Origin of the sequence: Oceanobacillus sp. MO10714A (assembly GCF_037072045.1) — a bacterium.
Lineage (GTDB): Bacteria > Bacillota > Bacilli > Bacillales > Amphibacillaceae > Oceanobacillus > Oceanobacillus indicireducens.
Genome location: NZ_JAXHDC010000010.1, coordinates 22,231 through 38,352, shown reverse-complemented (window position 1 = coordinate 38,352; position 16,122 = coordinate 22,231). Strand labels below are relative to the sequence as shown.

Below are 16,122 nucleotides of genomic sequence, written 5' to 3'. Positions count from 1 at the left end.
TATACTTAACTCCTTTAATTTTCTTCCTTAATATAATTTATCAATGACCTCATCGGAAACAGTATAGGTATGCTCTTTAGCAGGAAACGATCCTTCTTTGACTTCGGTTATATAATCCCGGAATGCTTGTTGCATGATTTCCCCTACTTGTGCAAACTGTTTGACAAACTTTGGCGTGAAATCCGAAAAGATTGCCAGCATATCTTGATATACAAGCACTTGTCCGTCGCACCCCGGGCCCGCGCCTATTCCGATTGTTGGAATATTTATTTCCTTGGTGACGATTTCTGCTAGTTTTGCAGGCACGCCTTCTAACACGATCATAAATGCTCCCGCCGCCTCTACTGCTTTAGCATCCGCGATTAACTGTCTAGCAGCAGCCTCGGTTTTCCCTTGCACCTTAAACCCGCCAAATTCATTAACAGATTGCGGGGTTAGACCGATATGCCCGCAAACTGGAATGGATGCTTCTACAATGGCTTTAATCTGTGGGCAAACCTTTGTACCGCCTTCCAATTTTACACCATGCGCCCTGCCTTCTTTTATTAATCTGCCTGCATTTAATACAGCATCCTGAACGGAAATTTGATAAGACATGAATGGTAAATCTGCTAAAACAAAAGCCTTGCTTGCTCCTCTAGCAACAGCCCTTGTATGGTGAATCATATCATCTATTGTAACAGGCAGTGTATTTTCATATCCAAGCATAACTTGTCCAAGCGAATCCCCAACCAATAACATATTAATTTCAGCTTGATCCATCAACTTTGCCATCGAATAGTCGTAGCACGTAAGCATCGTAATTTTATCGCCTGCATTTTTTTGTTGCTGGAATGACGTCACTGTATTTTTCATTCTTTGATAACCCCTTTGATTTTTTTATAGTCCCTGTCTTTATGTTTCTCCTCCGCTACCTCTAGAGCCAGTCCTGATAGAGCTTTATAAACTTCCTTTTCCTGTGGATGTAAGACTTGCAAATGATTTAAAATGGTACCAAGATCATTTCTCTCAATCGGTCCTGTCAGTGCATCCGTTGTCCCGTAGGAAAGAATATTTTCCGTATTTCCTTGAATAAGTGGTGCGAGTGCCCGGTGCGCTTTGTCTGGTGTAAAACCACAGTCAACAAGCATTTTCTCACCTAAGGCTACGAGACCGACATAAAGATTACTGACCATAGCTGCAGATGCGTGGTACCGAGTTTTGTCCGCAGCTTGAATCACGCTTACCTCGTTCCCGAAGCTTTCAACTAAACCGGTCAGATCGTTCAAGTACTTCTCATGCCCCTCGATGGTAAAAACTGCTTTCGACAACTCTTTAAAAGAATGATACTTATCATTAATTGCAAAAAGGGGATGGATCGAATAACCGAATGCACTGTAACGACTACTATCCGAAAAAACCTCCGAACTTAAAGAACCACTAAAATGACTAATGATCTTATCTTTTATTGGAAGCACTTTCAATTCGTCCCATACCTTAGATATAGCGCCATCTGGTACAGTTATAAAAATAGCATCACTATCTTCGACTAAAAATCTAACATCTTCATAGACTCTAGTATTTGTAAATTCAGCTGCTTCTATCGATGACTTGAGGGTTCTGCTGTAATATCCTGTCACTTTTACTTTGTGCTCAGTTAAGTACTTTCCGAGGGATACTCCTACTTTCCCTGCTCCAATAAATCCAATCTTCATAAGCACCCCCCTAGTAAAATTCTGTCTTGTGGTATTTCCTATATGATAGCGAATAATGACCTAAATAAGCAACTATAAATGGGGGAAACATTGAAATACTTAGACTTTATCACAGATAATAAAGATAGATTTTTCATCATATATCCTTTCTTTCTAATAGCCTTGAAAAAGCAGAGGAGATTAGATTTACGGGGAGATGCAGAGATGATAGTCTTTTAGAAACTAAAAAGGAGTTCCCCGATCTTCTGAATATGAAATAGTAGGCCATATATTTATTAATAATGACTCTATACATGAATTTTTTATTCTTTTGGAAATTATCGTTCATAGCAGAGATTAAAAAATGATAATAAAAGCCTATACAATTATCCTTATCTAAATAGATGACAGTCATTACCATCTATTTGATATAAAATAGGTTGTCAAGATTTCTTGACAGCCTGAGAACATGAAGTCTAGATTCTTATTAGAAATTTATTCATGTAAATCAATTTTTATATCAGAGATTTCTTCTTTTAAAGTACCTGTAGGCTCTTTTAGACCGATAACTTCATTTATTAATTATTTTACCGTCATTTGCTATTTTTTCAGTTCGAGTTTTAGAGCAAGCGCCGCAACCTGTGTTCAATATGAATCAAAACTTCTACCGCTTTCCCATTTCAGAAATTTCTCCATCGCACCCATTAAAGTACGTTTGATGAATGTTTCTTCGCTATCAATCCCTAAATACATCATTGACTCCTATAAAAATGACTTAAACTGCTCTGATCATTTGAATACTTATCTATTCATAATCCCTCGCTGCAAATAAATCATCTCTTCCGCAAGCTGCCCAATTCGTTCGTAAATCCGATCATCGATTAGTTCATCACTCTCAATATCATAAGCTTCATTATGAATAAACACGTTCCCAGTTGGAATCAGTCCTTTGAAATAAGAAAGTATCGAGCCTAAATGATATTCTAAAACAAGAAAATGCCGATTCGTCCAACCGGTCGCAACCATCCCGGTCACTTTATTACGAAACGCATATTCAGGCAAGTGATCGAGCAAATTCTTTAGCGCACCGGAAAGGGATGCCTGATAGATCGGTGTACCAAACACGAGAAAATCTGCAGCTTGAATCTTTTTCACCACATTCCATGTATCTTCATTGTATGCAGATAAAGGAAGACCCGCTGCGAATTCAATGTCATATTCCCGTAAATCAATTAATTCCGTTTTGATCGTCGGGTCATGCACTCGGGCAGCAGCTAACACTGCTTCAACCGCAACTGCTGTTTTCCCGCCTGCGAGCGCGCCCGAAACTCCTACTAGCTTCATTCTATCTACCTCTTTTCCTCTTTGATTCAGAGATCGTGCTTGAGTGTCTATAAGTATGTCTCTAATCATCTGAAAAATGGGACGGCACTGGGCTTCGATGGATTAGATGCATTCTAATCGCCTGAAGATGCTTAGGCCGGTACGTCCTCGGGCATTTAGAAGCTCTTTAATCGACCTAATTTATGGAGATGATACACTTTCAAGCGATTAGAGACCTTTTAATCGAACGAAAAATCCAAGTTGGTATTCTTTCGAGCGGTTAAAGACCTTTTAATTAACCGAAAGCTCGAAGATGACTGGATTTCAGATGTTTAGGAGTAGCGTCTCATCCTTCCTCATCCTTTGAACGACAAAAACCTAAACCTTCGCACCCAGGAAATTATCCCTCCACGCACCCTTAAAAATTACCTATTTCTCCTCTTCGGCATCCCTAATGAAATCCCGTAAAAAATTTATCGGCAAATATAATCTATCCTCATTCAAATCTAAAAAATTGAGGTCCTGCTCTCGACTGTTCTGATCTTTAATATGACTGACTTCGTTATGCAGTTGCTCCATCTTTTCATCCAAGTCATTAGCTACCATAGCTGCTTCCGTCAGTTCTTTCGTTAACCGTTCTGGAACGAGACTATCATATTTATAGTATATCTTATGTTCCAAGCTTGCCCAGAAATCCATGGCGACAGTCCGGATTTGAATTTCTACATAGACATCTTCAATCCGGTCAGACATGAATACAGGCACCGAGACAATTAAATGTAGGCTTTTATAACCGTTTGGTTTCGCGTTCTTAATATAATCCTTCTTTTCAATGACTGTAACGTCTTTTTGATTTTCTATCATTTCACTGATCCGATAAATATCGGAAATGAAGGAACAGACAACACGGATTCCAGCGATATCCATAATATTATGCTTTATCGATTCCGTTGATATAGGAATATTCTTCCGATACATCTTCTTCATGATACTCTCAGGAGATTTAATACGTGTTTTAATATGTTCAATCGGATTGTAGTCGTGGATATGTTGGAATTCCTCCTGGAGGATGGTCAATTTCGTATTCATTTCGGACAAGCCGAACTGGTAAGTCATCATAAATCGGGTTAATTCACTTCTAACCTTTTTTAAGGCTTCCAGGTTATTAATCATATAAAAATTCCTTTCTTTCTAGAATGCACTATAGATGAATATATTTATATTATAGCAGGATTGTTAGAAATAACCCGAATTAAAGATGTTAAAAACAGGAGTGGTAGTTCACTCCTGTTTTACTCCTTCAACTTCCTTTATAAATTTTGCCGGAACTCCTGCAACCACCGCATTTGCCGCAACATCCTTCGTAACAACTGCTCCTGCTGCAATACCTTTCCTTTACTAATGAATATCTTTTTTCTTAAATGTCCCACCTTTCACTTCTGCTACATCATACACAACGACAAAAGTATTTTCGTCAATTTCAGAAATGATTTCCTTCATTTTACTATCCTCTAAGCGATTAATAATACAAGTGATTTCTTTGAATTTTCCATTTGTATAACTGCCTTCAACGAGATTATAAGTTGCCATCCGACCTAAACGGTCACGGATCGTTTCCGCCATTATGTCTGGTTGACTCGTGATGATTTTATATGTTTTAGAACCGCTTAAGCCTTCTTCAACAATGGGAATTACTCTAGATGCAATGTAATATGCAATTGCTGATAAGAAAGCCCCTTGTAAACCAAAAACGAAAGAAACAATCACAAATACAAATAAATTTAAAAATAAGATAAGGTCACTTGTGCCAAATGGTAATTTCCGGGAAAGTAATACTGCTAACATATCAATCCCATCTAATGCTCCACCATTTCGTAATGCCAGGCCGATACCGAAACCGATGATAATACCACCTACAACGGTTATTAATAATGTATCCCCTTGAACAATGATTGGTATATGGTGCATAATGCTTGTCCCGTATGCAAGAGAGGCGATGCCAATCACCGAATATATGGCAAAGCTTTTTCCTATTTGTTTATATCCTAAGTAAATGAATGGGATATTCAATACAGCAAGTAAAATGCCTAGAGGCAAACCGAATAATTGAGAAGCAACGATACTTAAACCTGTCACTCCTCCGTCAGACACGTTGTTAGGGATGAGTACCGACTCTAGTCCATACGCTGTGATAAAAGCTCCTATAACAACTGCCAATGCCCGTAATATCTTTTTTATTTTTGTAATTCTCTGTTGCTTCGTGGTTGTACTCATTTATTTTCCTCTTTCCACAGTTAGATGTTTGATTCTATTTTGTTCGTTTGTCAATTCTTTATCCGAAGTAGGTAAAGTGAAATAAAACGTGGTATTCATCACTTTCCCATGAACACCACGTTTTATTCATTTTTCTCCAATACCAGCCTGCAACCATTTCGCTGTCACAGTCCGAGCTTTCGACATTGCTTCCGGTGTTCCTTCAAATATAATCTGACCGCCTTCTTTTCCTCCGCCTGGACCCATCTCAATCACCCAATCACTTGCCGCGATAAAGTCTAGATTGTGTTCAATGATGATAACAGAATTCCCTCTGTTCACAAGCTTCTGGAATACATCAAGAAGTTTATTATTATCTTTCGTATGCAGTCCTAAAGAAGGTTCATCCAATAAATAAATTTGCCCCTCTTTTTGTAAATGGCTTGCCAATTTCAATCGCTGGACTTCGCCTCCGCTTAGTGAACTTGTCGTCTGTCCTAAGGTTAGATAGCCTAACCCGACATCTTTTAACGTATTCACGCGCTTGATGATTTTCGGCATCCTAAAAAAGTCGAGCGCCTCGTCAATCGTTAGCGCTAATATTTCCACGATATTGTTACCTTGGTAGCGGTAAGATAAGGCTTCATCTGAATACCTCGTCCCACCACATGCCTCACAAGAAATCGTTACTGGATCCGCGAATGCCACGTCAGGCATGACAACCCCTTTTCCTTTACAAACGGGACAGGCACCTAACGAGTTGAAACTAAACAATCCTGCTGGCTGTCCCGTTTCTTTTGCAAATATACCACGGATATCATCCATGATTCCCATGTAGGTTGCTAAGGTTGAACGGCTGGAAATACCGATACTTCCTTGCCCAACCGTAATTGTTTCAGGGTACTGTTCCGTAAATGCTTCCGTCAAAAGAGAACTTTTACCAGAACCGGAGACACCACAGACGGAGACTAACGTATACTTCGGAAGGCTTGTGCTTATATTTTTCAAATTATTGTTCGTCGCTTTGTTTATTGTGAAAAACTCATTTCGCTTTCTGGGATTTTGATTGATTTTTATTTTTTCATTTAGACTGGTTGCGGCCCCTGAATTTTCCAACCCTTCCAACTTGCCCTGGTAAACGATTTTTCCACCATGAACCCCAGCCCCTGGTCCCATCTCAATGATCTCGTCCGCTGCCTTGATTACCGATACGTCATGTTCGATCACGATAACCGTATTATGCTGAGCTTTAATATGGTGTAACATGTTAAGCAACATTTCCACTTCTTCCGGATGAAGCCCTGCGCTCGGCTCATCGAAAATATATGTAATATTGTTGAGACTGCTTCCTAAATGCCTGGCGATTTTTACCCTTTGCGCTTCACCACCAGACAATGTGCCCATTTTTCTTGATAGGCTCAAATAGCCTAGCCCCATTTCAACAAGTTGGGCTACATGTGGAATGGCCTGCTGGGCAATTGATTCTCCTAGTGGGTCGGTTATTTTCTGTAATTCTTTTAGAACGTCCGTTAGCTCCAATTGATCATACTCCGCGATATTTAAACCATTTATTCTACTTTGCAACACTTTTGGATTCAGCCCTGATCCCTGGCAGGTTGGACAGAGGGAACGTGTCGACATCGCAAGGACATCATCTTGGGTGATTCCTTTCAATTTGGAAATATCCCTGTTAATGTAAAGCCGTGTAAAACGGGGCAGGATTCCGTCCCAATCATGGGGTTGTGGTCCGTGTTTTGTATGAAAGGGTGCATTCACTTTCTTCCCCTTTGGCGGGCCATATAATAACAGACGACGCTTGTCTTCCGGGTAATCTTTGATTGGTTTATCCGGATCAAATAAACCGCATGTCATCATCCATCTACCTTGCCAGCCAGAAGGAGATAATGGTTTAAATTTTACCGCGTATTCCCGGAGTGACTTCTCTTCATCTACAATTTTTCTCAAATCTGGTGCAATGACCTCGCCAAAGCCGCTACATTCCGGACAACTGCCGAACGCACTTTGACTAGAAAAGTCAGTCGCAGAGCCAATTGTCGGTCCACCAATCCTAGAGAACAATAAGCGAATCAATGGATGGATATCCATATACGTGCCGACCGTTGAACGTGAATTTCCTCCTGCTTGCCGCTGTTCCACGACAACAACCGGGCTTAAATTCTGCATAAGATCAGCTTGGGGACGCTCAAACTTCGGCATTTGATTCCGGACATAGTGAGGGTAATTCAATGTCATCTGTCTTCTGCTCTCGGTAGCTAATGTATCAAAGACGACTGAGCTTTTTCCAGAACCGGAAAGGCCTGTGAAAACGATGATCTTCTCTTTTGGCAGATTCAAATCTATATTTTTCAAGTTATTTTCTTTTAATCCTCGTAATATGATTTCATCTTTATTTGCTGACATGTTATCGCCCTCGCTCCTTTAACCGTTAACCAATGCTAATATTATCACACTCTAATAGTATAGGTAAAAAATATGATGAGCAGTATTTTTGTAATAAAAAAAGCCCCTGATTCTGATAAGTGCATGAAATTAGGATAACGCTAGATAAGCACTTTTCAGATGCCAATAAAGTCAGGTTAAGTTTTCAATTAGTATTTGAAAATCCCTCTTTTTTAAAAAATGTAAAAGAGATCCCGATGGATTACCAATTAAAAAACGGCGATGATGAATACATCGATGAATTTATCCCAGATACGAAACTCATGAATAGTGATGAAAGGCCAATTTTTCAATCTTTAAAGTTGAGTAATTAGGCTATTTCTATATACTTATAGTGAAAATAAATATTATATAGGAATTTCTCAATAAACTGGGGGGGAAATGAGAATGGAATCTGACATTAGTTTTAGGAAAGCAACCGTAGAGGATTTGGAACGTATCGTCGCCTTGCTTGCGGATGATGTACTTGGTGCTTCTCGGGAGAAGTACGAAAAACCTCTCCCAAATCGTTATCGAGAAGCCTTTTTTGCAATTGATTCAGATCCAAATAATGAATTGATTGTAGCGTGTATTGGCAAGGAGATCATCGGAGTGCAGCAAATCACCTTTACGCCTTCCATCACTTACCAAGGAGGCTGGCGTGCAACGATTGAAGGTGTCAGGATATCTGCTTCCGCACGTGGACAAGGTGTGGGCAAGCTGCTAATTCAATGGGCAATCGAACGAGCAAAAGAACGCGGCTGTCATTTGATCCAGCTTACGACTGATAAAAAAAGAACAGAGGCACGGCGATTCTATGAACAATTAGGATTTAGAGCAACGCACGAGGGCATGAAATTAAAACTGTAACAAATCCTGAATCTAGCACTATATAAATGAGAATTTGTTAAAACAAACATTTGATTGATAATATTAGTTAACTATGGATTCACTAACCTTTATCGTTATCAAATTGAGCAGCTATTGCGTGGGTACATTATTTATATCGGCAGCTAGTTGAATTGTTAATGAAGAAAGTCCTTTTCTTTCCTCCCATAGACAAACTCATAATTTTTGCTATACTTAAGTCATAGTTTATACATAGTATCTGGAGAAACTTTTTCTCCCCTTTCAACAACTAAATATGCGAAAAAATAGGTTGATTTTTATTTTAAAATCATGAAAAGGGAAGTCGGTGAAAATCCGGCGCGGTCCCGCCACTGTAAATGCGAGTTCTTCATTCATAAGCCACTGTTTTATTATGGGAAGGCAATGGAGAGCGATGAACATAAGCCAGGAGACCTGCCTATTTTAGCGCCAATTTATAAACCTACGAGGATAGGAGGTGTGGCTGATAGTAGTTATGTATTATGGATTGATCCATGATTGATAACGCTTGCTTTGTTATACATCTCTAAAGGTAGAGATGTTTTTTTATTGGTAAAAATACGTAAGATGGGGGTACACAAATGGTTCGAAATAGTAGATTACAGCAACTGTTTATCGTGGTGATGACTGCCATTCTATTTCTCTCGCAATCTGGATTATTCGGCCTGCAAACCGTAAATGCAGCAAACTTGGAGAATGCTGTCACCATCTCCGCTGTTGATGAAGATGGTTCTGCAGTATTAGACACTATAGCAGTGGAAATTTCAAATGGGGATACTGCCTTTGATGTGATTAGAGAAGTAGATGATCAACTCGAATGGGACAGCTATGACTTTGGCGAGATGATTACGGGTATTGGCGGAGTAGCTGCTGATCCCGAATCGAACTTCTGGTCCTTTTATGTGAATGGTCTATTCCAAGACATGGGAGCAAGTTCAACTGAAGTAACGAACGGGGATAATATTCAATTTATTCTTACAGACCTTGCAGCCGAACCTCAAGTATTTGATGTTGCGGTTTCTGCAGTAGATGCAAATGGGGAGACAGTTATTACAGAAACTACTGTATCCATGCCACAATACACGACTGCCTATGACGCTCTAATTAAAGCTGCTGCAAATCAAAATGTAAAAGTAGATGTGAGCGTTGATTCCGAATACTTAACATTTGTGAATTACTTAGGTGAACCATTAGAAAGAGATTGTGAATACTGGTCGACCTATATGAATGGCGACATGATGCAAGTTGGGTTACTCGGTCATACGGTTAAAGATGGCGACACGCTTGAACTTGTCGTCGATGACTCGTGTGAACCGGAAGAACCGGCTGATAAAGAAGATGAGAAATCAGAAGAGCCACCTGTAAATGAAAAAGATAAGAAAAAAGATAAAGAACAGGTAGTTGCGGATAAAGATTATACAGAAGCCCTGCAAGCTGTAATCAATTATCTCTCGTCCAATCCAGCTGAAATGGACTGGTACGGATTCTCCGCCCTTCACTCTGCTGGTGCTGATGTTTCAAATGACATGGCCGAAGAAGTAGCCGCTTCCATCAATGATGATTACTCAGGGAATGCTACAGAAATTGCAAAAAACATTATTATCTTAACTTCTGCCGGGTATGATGCAACAGATATAAACGGCATCAACTTGATTGAGATGTTACTGAATGAAAAAATGCCATTAAGTAACCAACTCGTTTATAGCTTGCTCGCAATTGATAGTTTCAATTATCCCACCCCAGAAGGTACAGACTGGACACGGGACAGCATCATTGAAGCATTCCTTGAGATGGAGCTGGATGCAGGCGGCTGGTCCTTCTTTGGTGAAAGACCAAGCCCGGATATTACTGGGATGGGCCTGCTTGCTTTAAGCGCTTATGCGGATGATGCGGACGTGAAGGCTGCACTTGACCGAGCAGTTAAAGCTATGAGCAAACAACAAGGGGATAAAGGCGGATACGATGAAGTGTTTAATGGCGGATACTCAGCGGAATCCGCTGCAATGGTTATTATCGGCCTGTCCGCTGTCGGAGTTGACGCAACAAGCGATGCCTTTACAAAATCTGGCGGAAACTTACTAGAACACCTCATCAGCTTCCAAATGGAAGATGGCAGCTTTAAACATTTACCGGAAGATGATGTTTCAAGTGTTTTCGCAATCAACCAAGGGGCATTAGCATTAGTTGCCTATGATCAATTCAAGAACGGTACTGGTCCAGTGTTTAAGTTTGATAAGAAAGAAGATCCGCAAGAGCCTGGCGATGACGAGGATGACGGTGATAACGGGGATAACGATGGTGACAAAGATAAAAACAATCCATCTGACGATCCGAATAAAGTTATCATAACAAAAGACAACCTGCACCAATATGAAAACGAACATGCTGTCGTTGTAACACCAGATCATACAGACAAATTAGCTAACTTTTCAGTTGCGGTAGAAGCTGAAGCTGCCGACCACCTTGTTCAGGCAAACAAGCCACTCATTATTATTAACGGAGATACGATCATCACGATTCCTGTTCCTGTAGTGAAACAATTACGTGAAATTGGTGAAACAATTGAAGTCAATCTCGCTGAACAAGATGTTGCAGAGGCAATCGGTGCTGTCTATGACTTTACCTTAACCGTGGATGGAACGATTGTTTCCGAGTTTGATCATGATATTATCATTAGCTTAGCAACTGACGCAGACGCAGTGAAAGGCCTCGATGCTAACCAAGTAAAAGCATTCCATTTCAATGAAGAAACGGAAAGCTGGGACGTTTTATCTGGCAGCACTTATGATCCGACAGCAGGATTTGTCACCCTAACAACCGATCACCTTAGCACATTTGGAGTATTTAAACATGATACAGGACAGAAAGATCCTGCCGACGATGATAAAGACGGAGCAACCCCGCCACCAGTAGATAATGACAAAGATAAAAAAGGTAAAAAACTACCAATGACAGCAACAAACATGTTTAATCTCTTGGCATTAGGATTCATCCTAATCGCAGCCGGTGCTCTATTGTATATCAAGCGCAGAAATAAAGTTACAGAGTAATATTTATCCCGGTGTAACCGTCCGTAAAACTCCCACCTCAAAACTTTAGGGTCTTCGAAAAAGTTTAGATGGGAGATAACGGACGCTAACACCCCGATTCGTACAACTAACAATCAGTGGGGATGAAGAAAAACCTCCACTGATTGAAGTTTCACTTTATCACGTATTAACGGTCTGTAATACCCCCACCTCTACACAGGAGGGAAATCCAACATGTGAAGGTGGGGTAAACAGTCCGTAAATACCTGATTCTGTTCAACTAACAATCAGTGGGGGGAAGGAAACCCCCACTGATTGAAGTTTCACTTTATGCGATAATCCGCTGACTTCCAGCGGATTATCCTACCCTTTTTAAAGAAAGGATGTTTGTTATGAAACAGCTATTCCGTTTAGCCCTTATCACCTTTTCCTTGATTCTACTTGTGGCATGTGGTGGCCAGCAAGCAGCCATCCAAGTGGAGAAGATATCAGTTATTCCAACATCGGCAATCTCTATGGAAACGAAAGAATTAATCAAAGTTGGTTCTAACACTGAAGAAGCTGATGATGAAGATGCAGTGGAGGGTGAAGCATCAGAGGAAAATACCAAGAAAGAAGAGAAAGAAAGTACAGTTGCAGATGCATCGGAGGATACGGACAGCGAATCGACAACAACCAAGACGGACGCAAACCAATCAACGAATGAATCTACTAATTCAAATGAGTCAACACCTAATACCAATCAGCAAAAGGATCATACCAACCATTCAGCGGGAAACTCCAATAAGCAGTCTGCAAATACGGGTACATCTAAATCGAGCGATAGCAAAAATACCAATACACCTAGTCAGCCTAAGAAAAAACAACCTAACTCCGACCCTAAACCGAAAGAAGAATCAAAACCTGCTCCCAAAACTACAGCATTCGTATCGGTTGAAAGTCCAGGTGACTTAAACGGACCAAATCTAGCACCGACTGAAGTTGAAATTACGGACGGTGAAACAGCTCTTGCCGCTACATTACGTGCATTAAACAGTAAAGGGATTAGTGTTGATTATACCGGTTCTGGGGCAACCGCTTATGTAAAAAGCATCGGTGGTCTCGGTGAATTTGATGCAGGTCCGCTTAGTGGCTGGAATGTTTTCGTTGAAGGAATTATGATTCCGCGAAGTGCTGATGCCTATGAGATTTTTGACGGGTATAAAGTGCACTGGAGATACACAAAGAATTACTTGGAAGATTAAAGGATGGATGATACATGCTTAGAGGATTCCGTTCCTTTCACCCATTTGTCCTATTGCTCTACTACATCATTGTTATTGCCGGTTTGATGATGAATCAGCATCCGATTTTTTTAACCGCAGCTCTCCTTTCTATTATTTTTGTGAATCTTATCCTTGATAAAGGGGTCGAGCTGAATAAATGGAAATACATGATTATCTTTTTAGCTCTGTTCGTTTTTGTGTTCACACCTCTTTTTAACCAGCAAGGGAATATTGTGCTCTTTGAACTCTTTTCGCGGGCCTTTTACTTGGAAGCGGTCATTCAAGGTGCCATGATCGCTCTTACCTTGTCAGGGATATTAGCTTTATTTACAACCTTTAATATTGTCATTACGTCCGATAAGTTTCTCTATCTTTTTTCAAAATTCTTTCCGAAATGGGCGTTGATTCTTATGCTCGCCCTTCGCTTTATGCCGCTATTTCGCAAACGATTGGCGGATATTCAGGACGTGCAGGAAATGAAGGGTGTTTCCATGAAAGATGGAAAATTACGAGAGAAAGCGCAAAATGGCATGTTATTTATCCAAATTCTATTAACCTACTCGCTTGAAGAAGCAGTACAAACCGCTGATTCCATGTCTGCGCGCGGGTATGGTTTACAGAAAAGAAGTCAATATGAAGCTTATCTCTGGAAGTCTCAGGATTGGGCGGTGCTCGTTTTTCTTCTTCTACTTAGTCTGCTGACCCTAATCGGTTGGAAGAGCAATAAAACGATACTTATGCTGACACCGGAATTGGAATCTATCATGTTACAGGGATACAGCTGGTTGTATCTTCTTAGTTGGATTTTACTTATCAGTTTACCGATTTGGAGGGAAGGCAAGGAGGTCATCAAATGGAACTTCTTCAAATGAGAAATTTAAATTTCACTTATCCGAACTCCTCCGAGCAAGCGTTAACAGATATTAACTTCACCGTTCATGAAGGTGATTTTGTTGTTCTATGTGGGCCTTCCGGGAGCGGAAAATCAACACTCATCCGCCTCATGAAGCAGGAACTGAATCTTCACGGGACACGGAGCGGTGAGATTTACTATCAAGGCATTCCACTCGAGCAACATGAGACTGTCACATTAGCAAAAGATATCGGGATGGTTTTTCAAGACCCGGAGAATCAGATTGTCATGAGCAACGTAATGGACGAATTGCTGTTTGGCATGGAAAATCTAGGTTTTTCAACCAATGAAATGCGTAAGAAAACAGCGGAAATCGTCCATTATTTTGGCTTCAATCATTTATTGCAGCAAGACACAAGCGAGCTATCCGGTGGAGAAAAACAACAAATCAACCTCGCTTCCGTTCTTTTGCTTGATCCGAAAATATTAATACTGGATGAACCGACTGCACAGCTCGATCCAATTGCTGCGAAAAACTTTATGTATTTATTAAAGCAGTTAAATGATGAATTGGGCATTACGATCATCATTGTCGAACATCGGTTAAATGAATTATTTTCCCTAGCTAACCGAATTGTCGTGCTGGAACAGGGAGAAATTAAATTTTCCGAAAGCCCGCGGAAAGCTCTTTCGTTATTAGCTGAAAACATGACGGCCTACTTACCAGAAGCTTCTCAGTTATATTTAGCATTTACAGGCATCCCAAAAACGCCTGCCATCCCCTTCCATGTAAAGGAAGCCAAGCAATGGTTAAAGGGAATGGATATTACGTCGAATCAGTCACAACAGGAAGAACAGGTAAAGCCGGAAAAGCCTTTGCTTGAGCTAAAGGAAATCGACTTTAGCTATTCAAAGCATACAGAACCAGTATTAAATAATTTATCCTTAACCGTTCAAGAGGGAGAATGGTTAGCCATATTAGGCGGAAACGGCACTGGAAAATCGACCCTGCTTAAAATTATCGCTGGCCTTCTTACGGCCCAACATGGAAGAATCCGATATAAAGGTAAGAAGGTAAAACAAATCGACCGGAAGCTGATCGGCTATTTACCACAGAATCCAAAGCTCTACTTTTTACATGAAACATTACAGGAAGAATATACTGCTCTAGCAGAGAAACACGGGAAGTCAGAAACAGAGGTACATAATCTTATAAAGGAATTTAAGATGGAAGCTTTACTAGACAGACATCCATATGATTTAAGTGGCGGTGAATTGCAGCGGGCAGCACTTGTCGGCATTTTGATTGGAAATCCACAAATTTTATTACTGGATGAGCCGACAAAAGGAATGGACCCAGCTTTCAAAGAGGAGTTTGCTTCCATTATTCAAGCAATCAAGCGTACAGGTGTCACGATTATGATGGTCACCCATGACGTTGAATTTGCAGCAAAGCATGTGACAAGGTGCAGTATGCTGTTCCAAGGGGAGGTAATCGTTACTGAAGATACGACTGCCTTTTTCAAAGATAATGACTATTATACGACCATGATCAATCGGATTACAAAGGATAGCCAAGTTCCGACAGTAGTTACAGTGGAGGAGGCAAAGATAAGTTGGCAAATGAAAAAGGCATTACCTTCATCGGTGTAGCAATTTTCTTTTTACTATTAGTCTTTTTTCCAAAATTTATTGTTCAGCATTATTTATTAATTAGTATTCTATTTATTATCGCGATTCTGCTTCCATCCATCATTCGTTTCTCAAGGAAAAGTATGACAAGCAGAGAAATGGTCATGCTCGCAGTATTAGCAGCGATTGCAGGTGTATCGCGGGTTCCCTTCGCCGCACTGCCGAGTGTCCAGCCGACGACCTTTGTCATCATTGCTTCTGCGATTGCCCTTGGCCCCCAAAGCGGATTAGTCATCGGAGCTTCAGCAGCGCTTATTTCCAACATGGTGCTCGGCCAAGGTCCGTGGACCCCGTGGCAAATGGTTTGTTGGGGAATGGCCGGATTCATTGCCGGCTTACTGGCAAATACCTTCTTCATGAAACACATGGCTTGGCGCCTCATCTACGGCTTCATCGTTGGATTTATATTTGGCTGGGTCATGAATATGTGGATATTCTTCAGTGGATTTGGGGATCTGACACTAGAGACATTTGTTTTATTGAACACACAGAGCTTCTTTTTCGATCTAGCCCACGCTTTATCTAACGTTTTTTTCCTTTTCTTGTTCAGTACGATTTGGATCAAGACTTTGAACCGATTTAAGGAGAAGTATGGTGTTTTTCAGGAAGATGGGATAGATTGAAGGGTAGAAACGAGATCACGAAGTGTCGGTCGTCGTTATCAATCTTTGATAACAACCGACAGACACTTGAAGTGTAGTAATTTA

General features: G+C 40.6%; 12 protein-coding genes and 1 riboswitch. Of the genes, 6 read left to right on the top strand and 6 right to left on the bottom strand.

From position 1 onward, the window contains the following. Positions 1-27: 27 nt before the first annotated feature. From panB to SPD53_RS08310, 6 genes are all read right to left on the bottom strand, one after another. Positions 28-855 carry a 3-methyl-2-oxobutanoate hydroxymethyltransferase gene (gene panB, locus SPD53_RS08340; RefSeq protein WP_188857914.1) on the bottom strand — a complete coding sequence of 276 codons (828 nt, stop codon included), beginning with the start codon at positions 853-855 and terminating at the stop codon, positions 28-30. Next, on the bottom strand, positions 852-1,694 hold the full coding sequence (locus SPD53_RS08335) for a Rossmann-like and DUF2520 domain-containing protein (RefSeq protein ID WP_336252248.1): 843 nt from the start codon (positions 1,692-1,694) through the stop codon (positions 852-854). Before SPD53_RS08335 ends, panB begins: the two co-directional genes overlap by 4 nt. A 780-nt stretch (positions 1,695-2,474) precedes the next feature. Beyond that, the gene (locus SPD53_RS08330; RefSeq protein ID WP_156856538.1) at positions 2,475-3,017 is read right to left on the bottom strand and encodes an NADPH-dependent FMN reductase; all 543 of its coding nucleotides are present in this window, start codon (positions 3,015-3,017) and stop codon (positions 2,475-2,477) included. 408 nt (positions 3,018-3,425) lie between these two features. After that, a complete protein-coding gene (locus tag SPD53_RS08325) occupies positions 3,426-4,169 on the bottom strand; it encodes a GTP pyrophosphokinase (RefSeq protein ID WP_156856539.1) in 744 nt (247 codons plus the stop codon). Positions 4,170-4,394: 225 nt separating this feature from the next. Then, positions 4,395-5,270, bottom strand: a complete 876-nt coding sequence (locus tag SPD53_RS08315; protein WP_336252247.1) for a YitT family protein — start codon at positions 5,268-5,270, stop codon at positions 4,395-4,397. A 126-nt stretch (positions 5,271-5,396) separates the two neighbouring features. Further along, positions 5,397-7,670, bottom strand: coding sequence for an ATP-binding cassette domain-containing protein (locus SPD53_RS08310; RefSeq protein ID WP_336252246.1), 2,274 nt, complete (start codon positions 7,668-7,670; stop codon positions 5,397-5,399). A gap of 426 nt (positions 7,671-8,096) precedes the next feature. Here SPD53_RS08310 and SPD53_RS08305 point away from each other — a divergent pair, with 426 nt between their 5' ends. From SPD53_RS08305 to SPD53_RS08280, 6 genes are all read left to right on the top strand, one after another. After that, on the top strand, positions 8,097-8,558 hold the full coding sequence (locus tag SPD53_RS08305; RefSeq protein WP_156856542.1) for a GNAT family N-acetyltransferase: 462 nt from the start codon (positions 8,097-8,099) through the stop codon (positions 8,556-8,558). Positions 8,559-8,827: 269 nt separating this feature from the next. Next, positions 8,828-9,012, top strand: a riboswitch (cobalamin riboswitch). A gap of 145 nt (positions 9,013-9,157) precedes the next feature. Beyond that, positions 9,158-11,626, top strand: a complete 2,469-nt coding sequence (locus SPD53_RS08300) for a DUF4430 domain-containing protein (protein ID WP_336252245.1) — start codon at positions 9,158-9,160, stop codon at positions 11,624-11,626. A gap of 371 nt (positions 11,627-11,997) precedes the next feature. Beyond that, positions 11,998-12,849, top strand: a complete 852-nt coding sequence (locus SPD53_RS08295; protein WP_336252244.1) for a DUF4430 domain-containing protein — start codon at positions 11,998-12,000, stop codon at positions 12,847-12,849. A 14-nt stretch (positions 12,850-12,863) separates the two neighbouring features. Beyond that, complete coding sequence (locus tag SPD53_RS08290; protein WP_336252243.1) at positions 12,864-13,742, top strand: energy-coupling factor transporter transmembrane component T; 879 nt, start codon at positions 12,864-12,866, stop codon at positions 13,740-13,742. After that, positions 13,724-15,376 (top strand): ABC transporter ATP-binding protein, encoded by a 1,653-nt coding sequence (locus SPD53_RS08285; protein WP_336252242.1) that lies wholly within the window; start codon positions 13,724-13,726, stop codon positions 15,374-15,376. The genes SPD53_RS08290 and SPD53_RS08285 overlap by 19 nt, the downstream gene beginning before the upstream one ends. Then, positions 15,340-16,038: an ECF transporter S component gene (locus SPD53_RS08280; RefSeq protein ID WP_442946184.1), complete on the top strand. Its 699-nt coding sequence runs from the start codon at positions 15,340-15,342 to the stop codon at positions 16,036-16,038. Before SPD53_RS08285 ends, SPD53_RS08280 begins: the two co-directional genes overlap by 37 nt. Positions 16,039-16,122 lie beyond the last annotated feature (84 nt).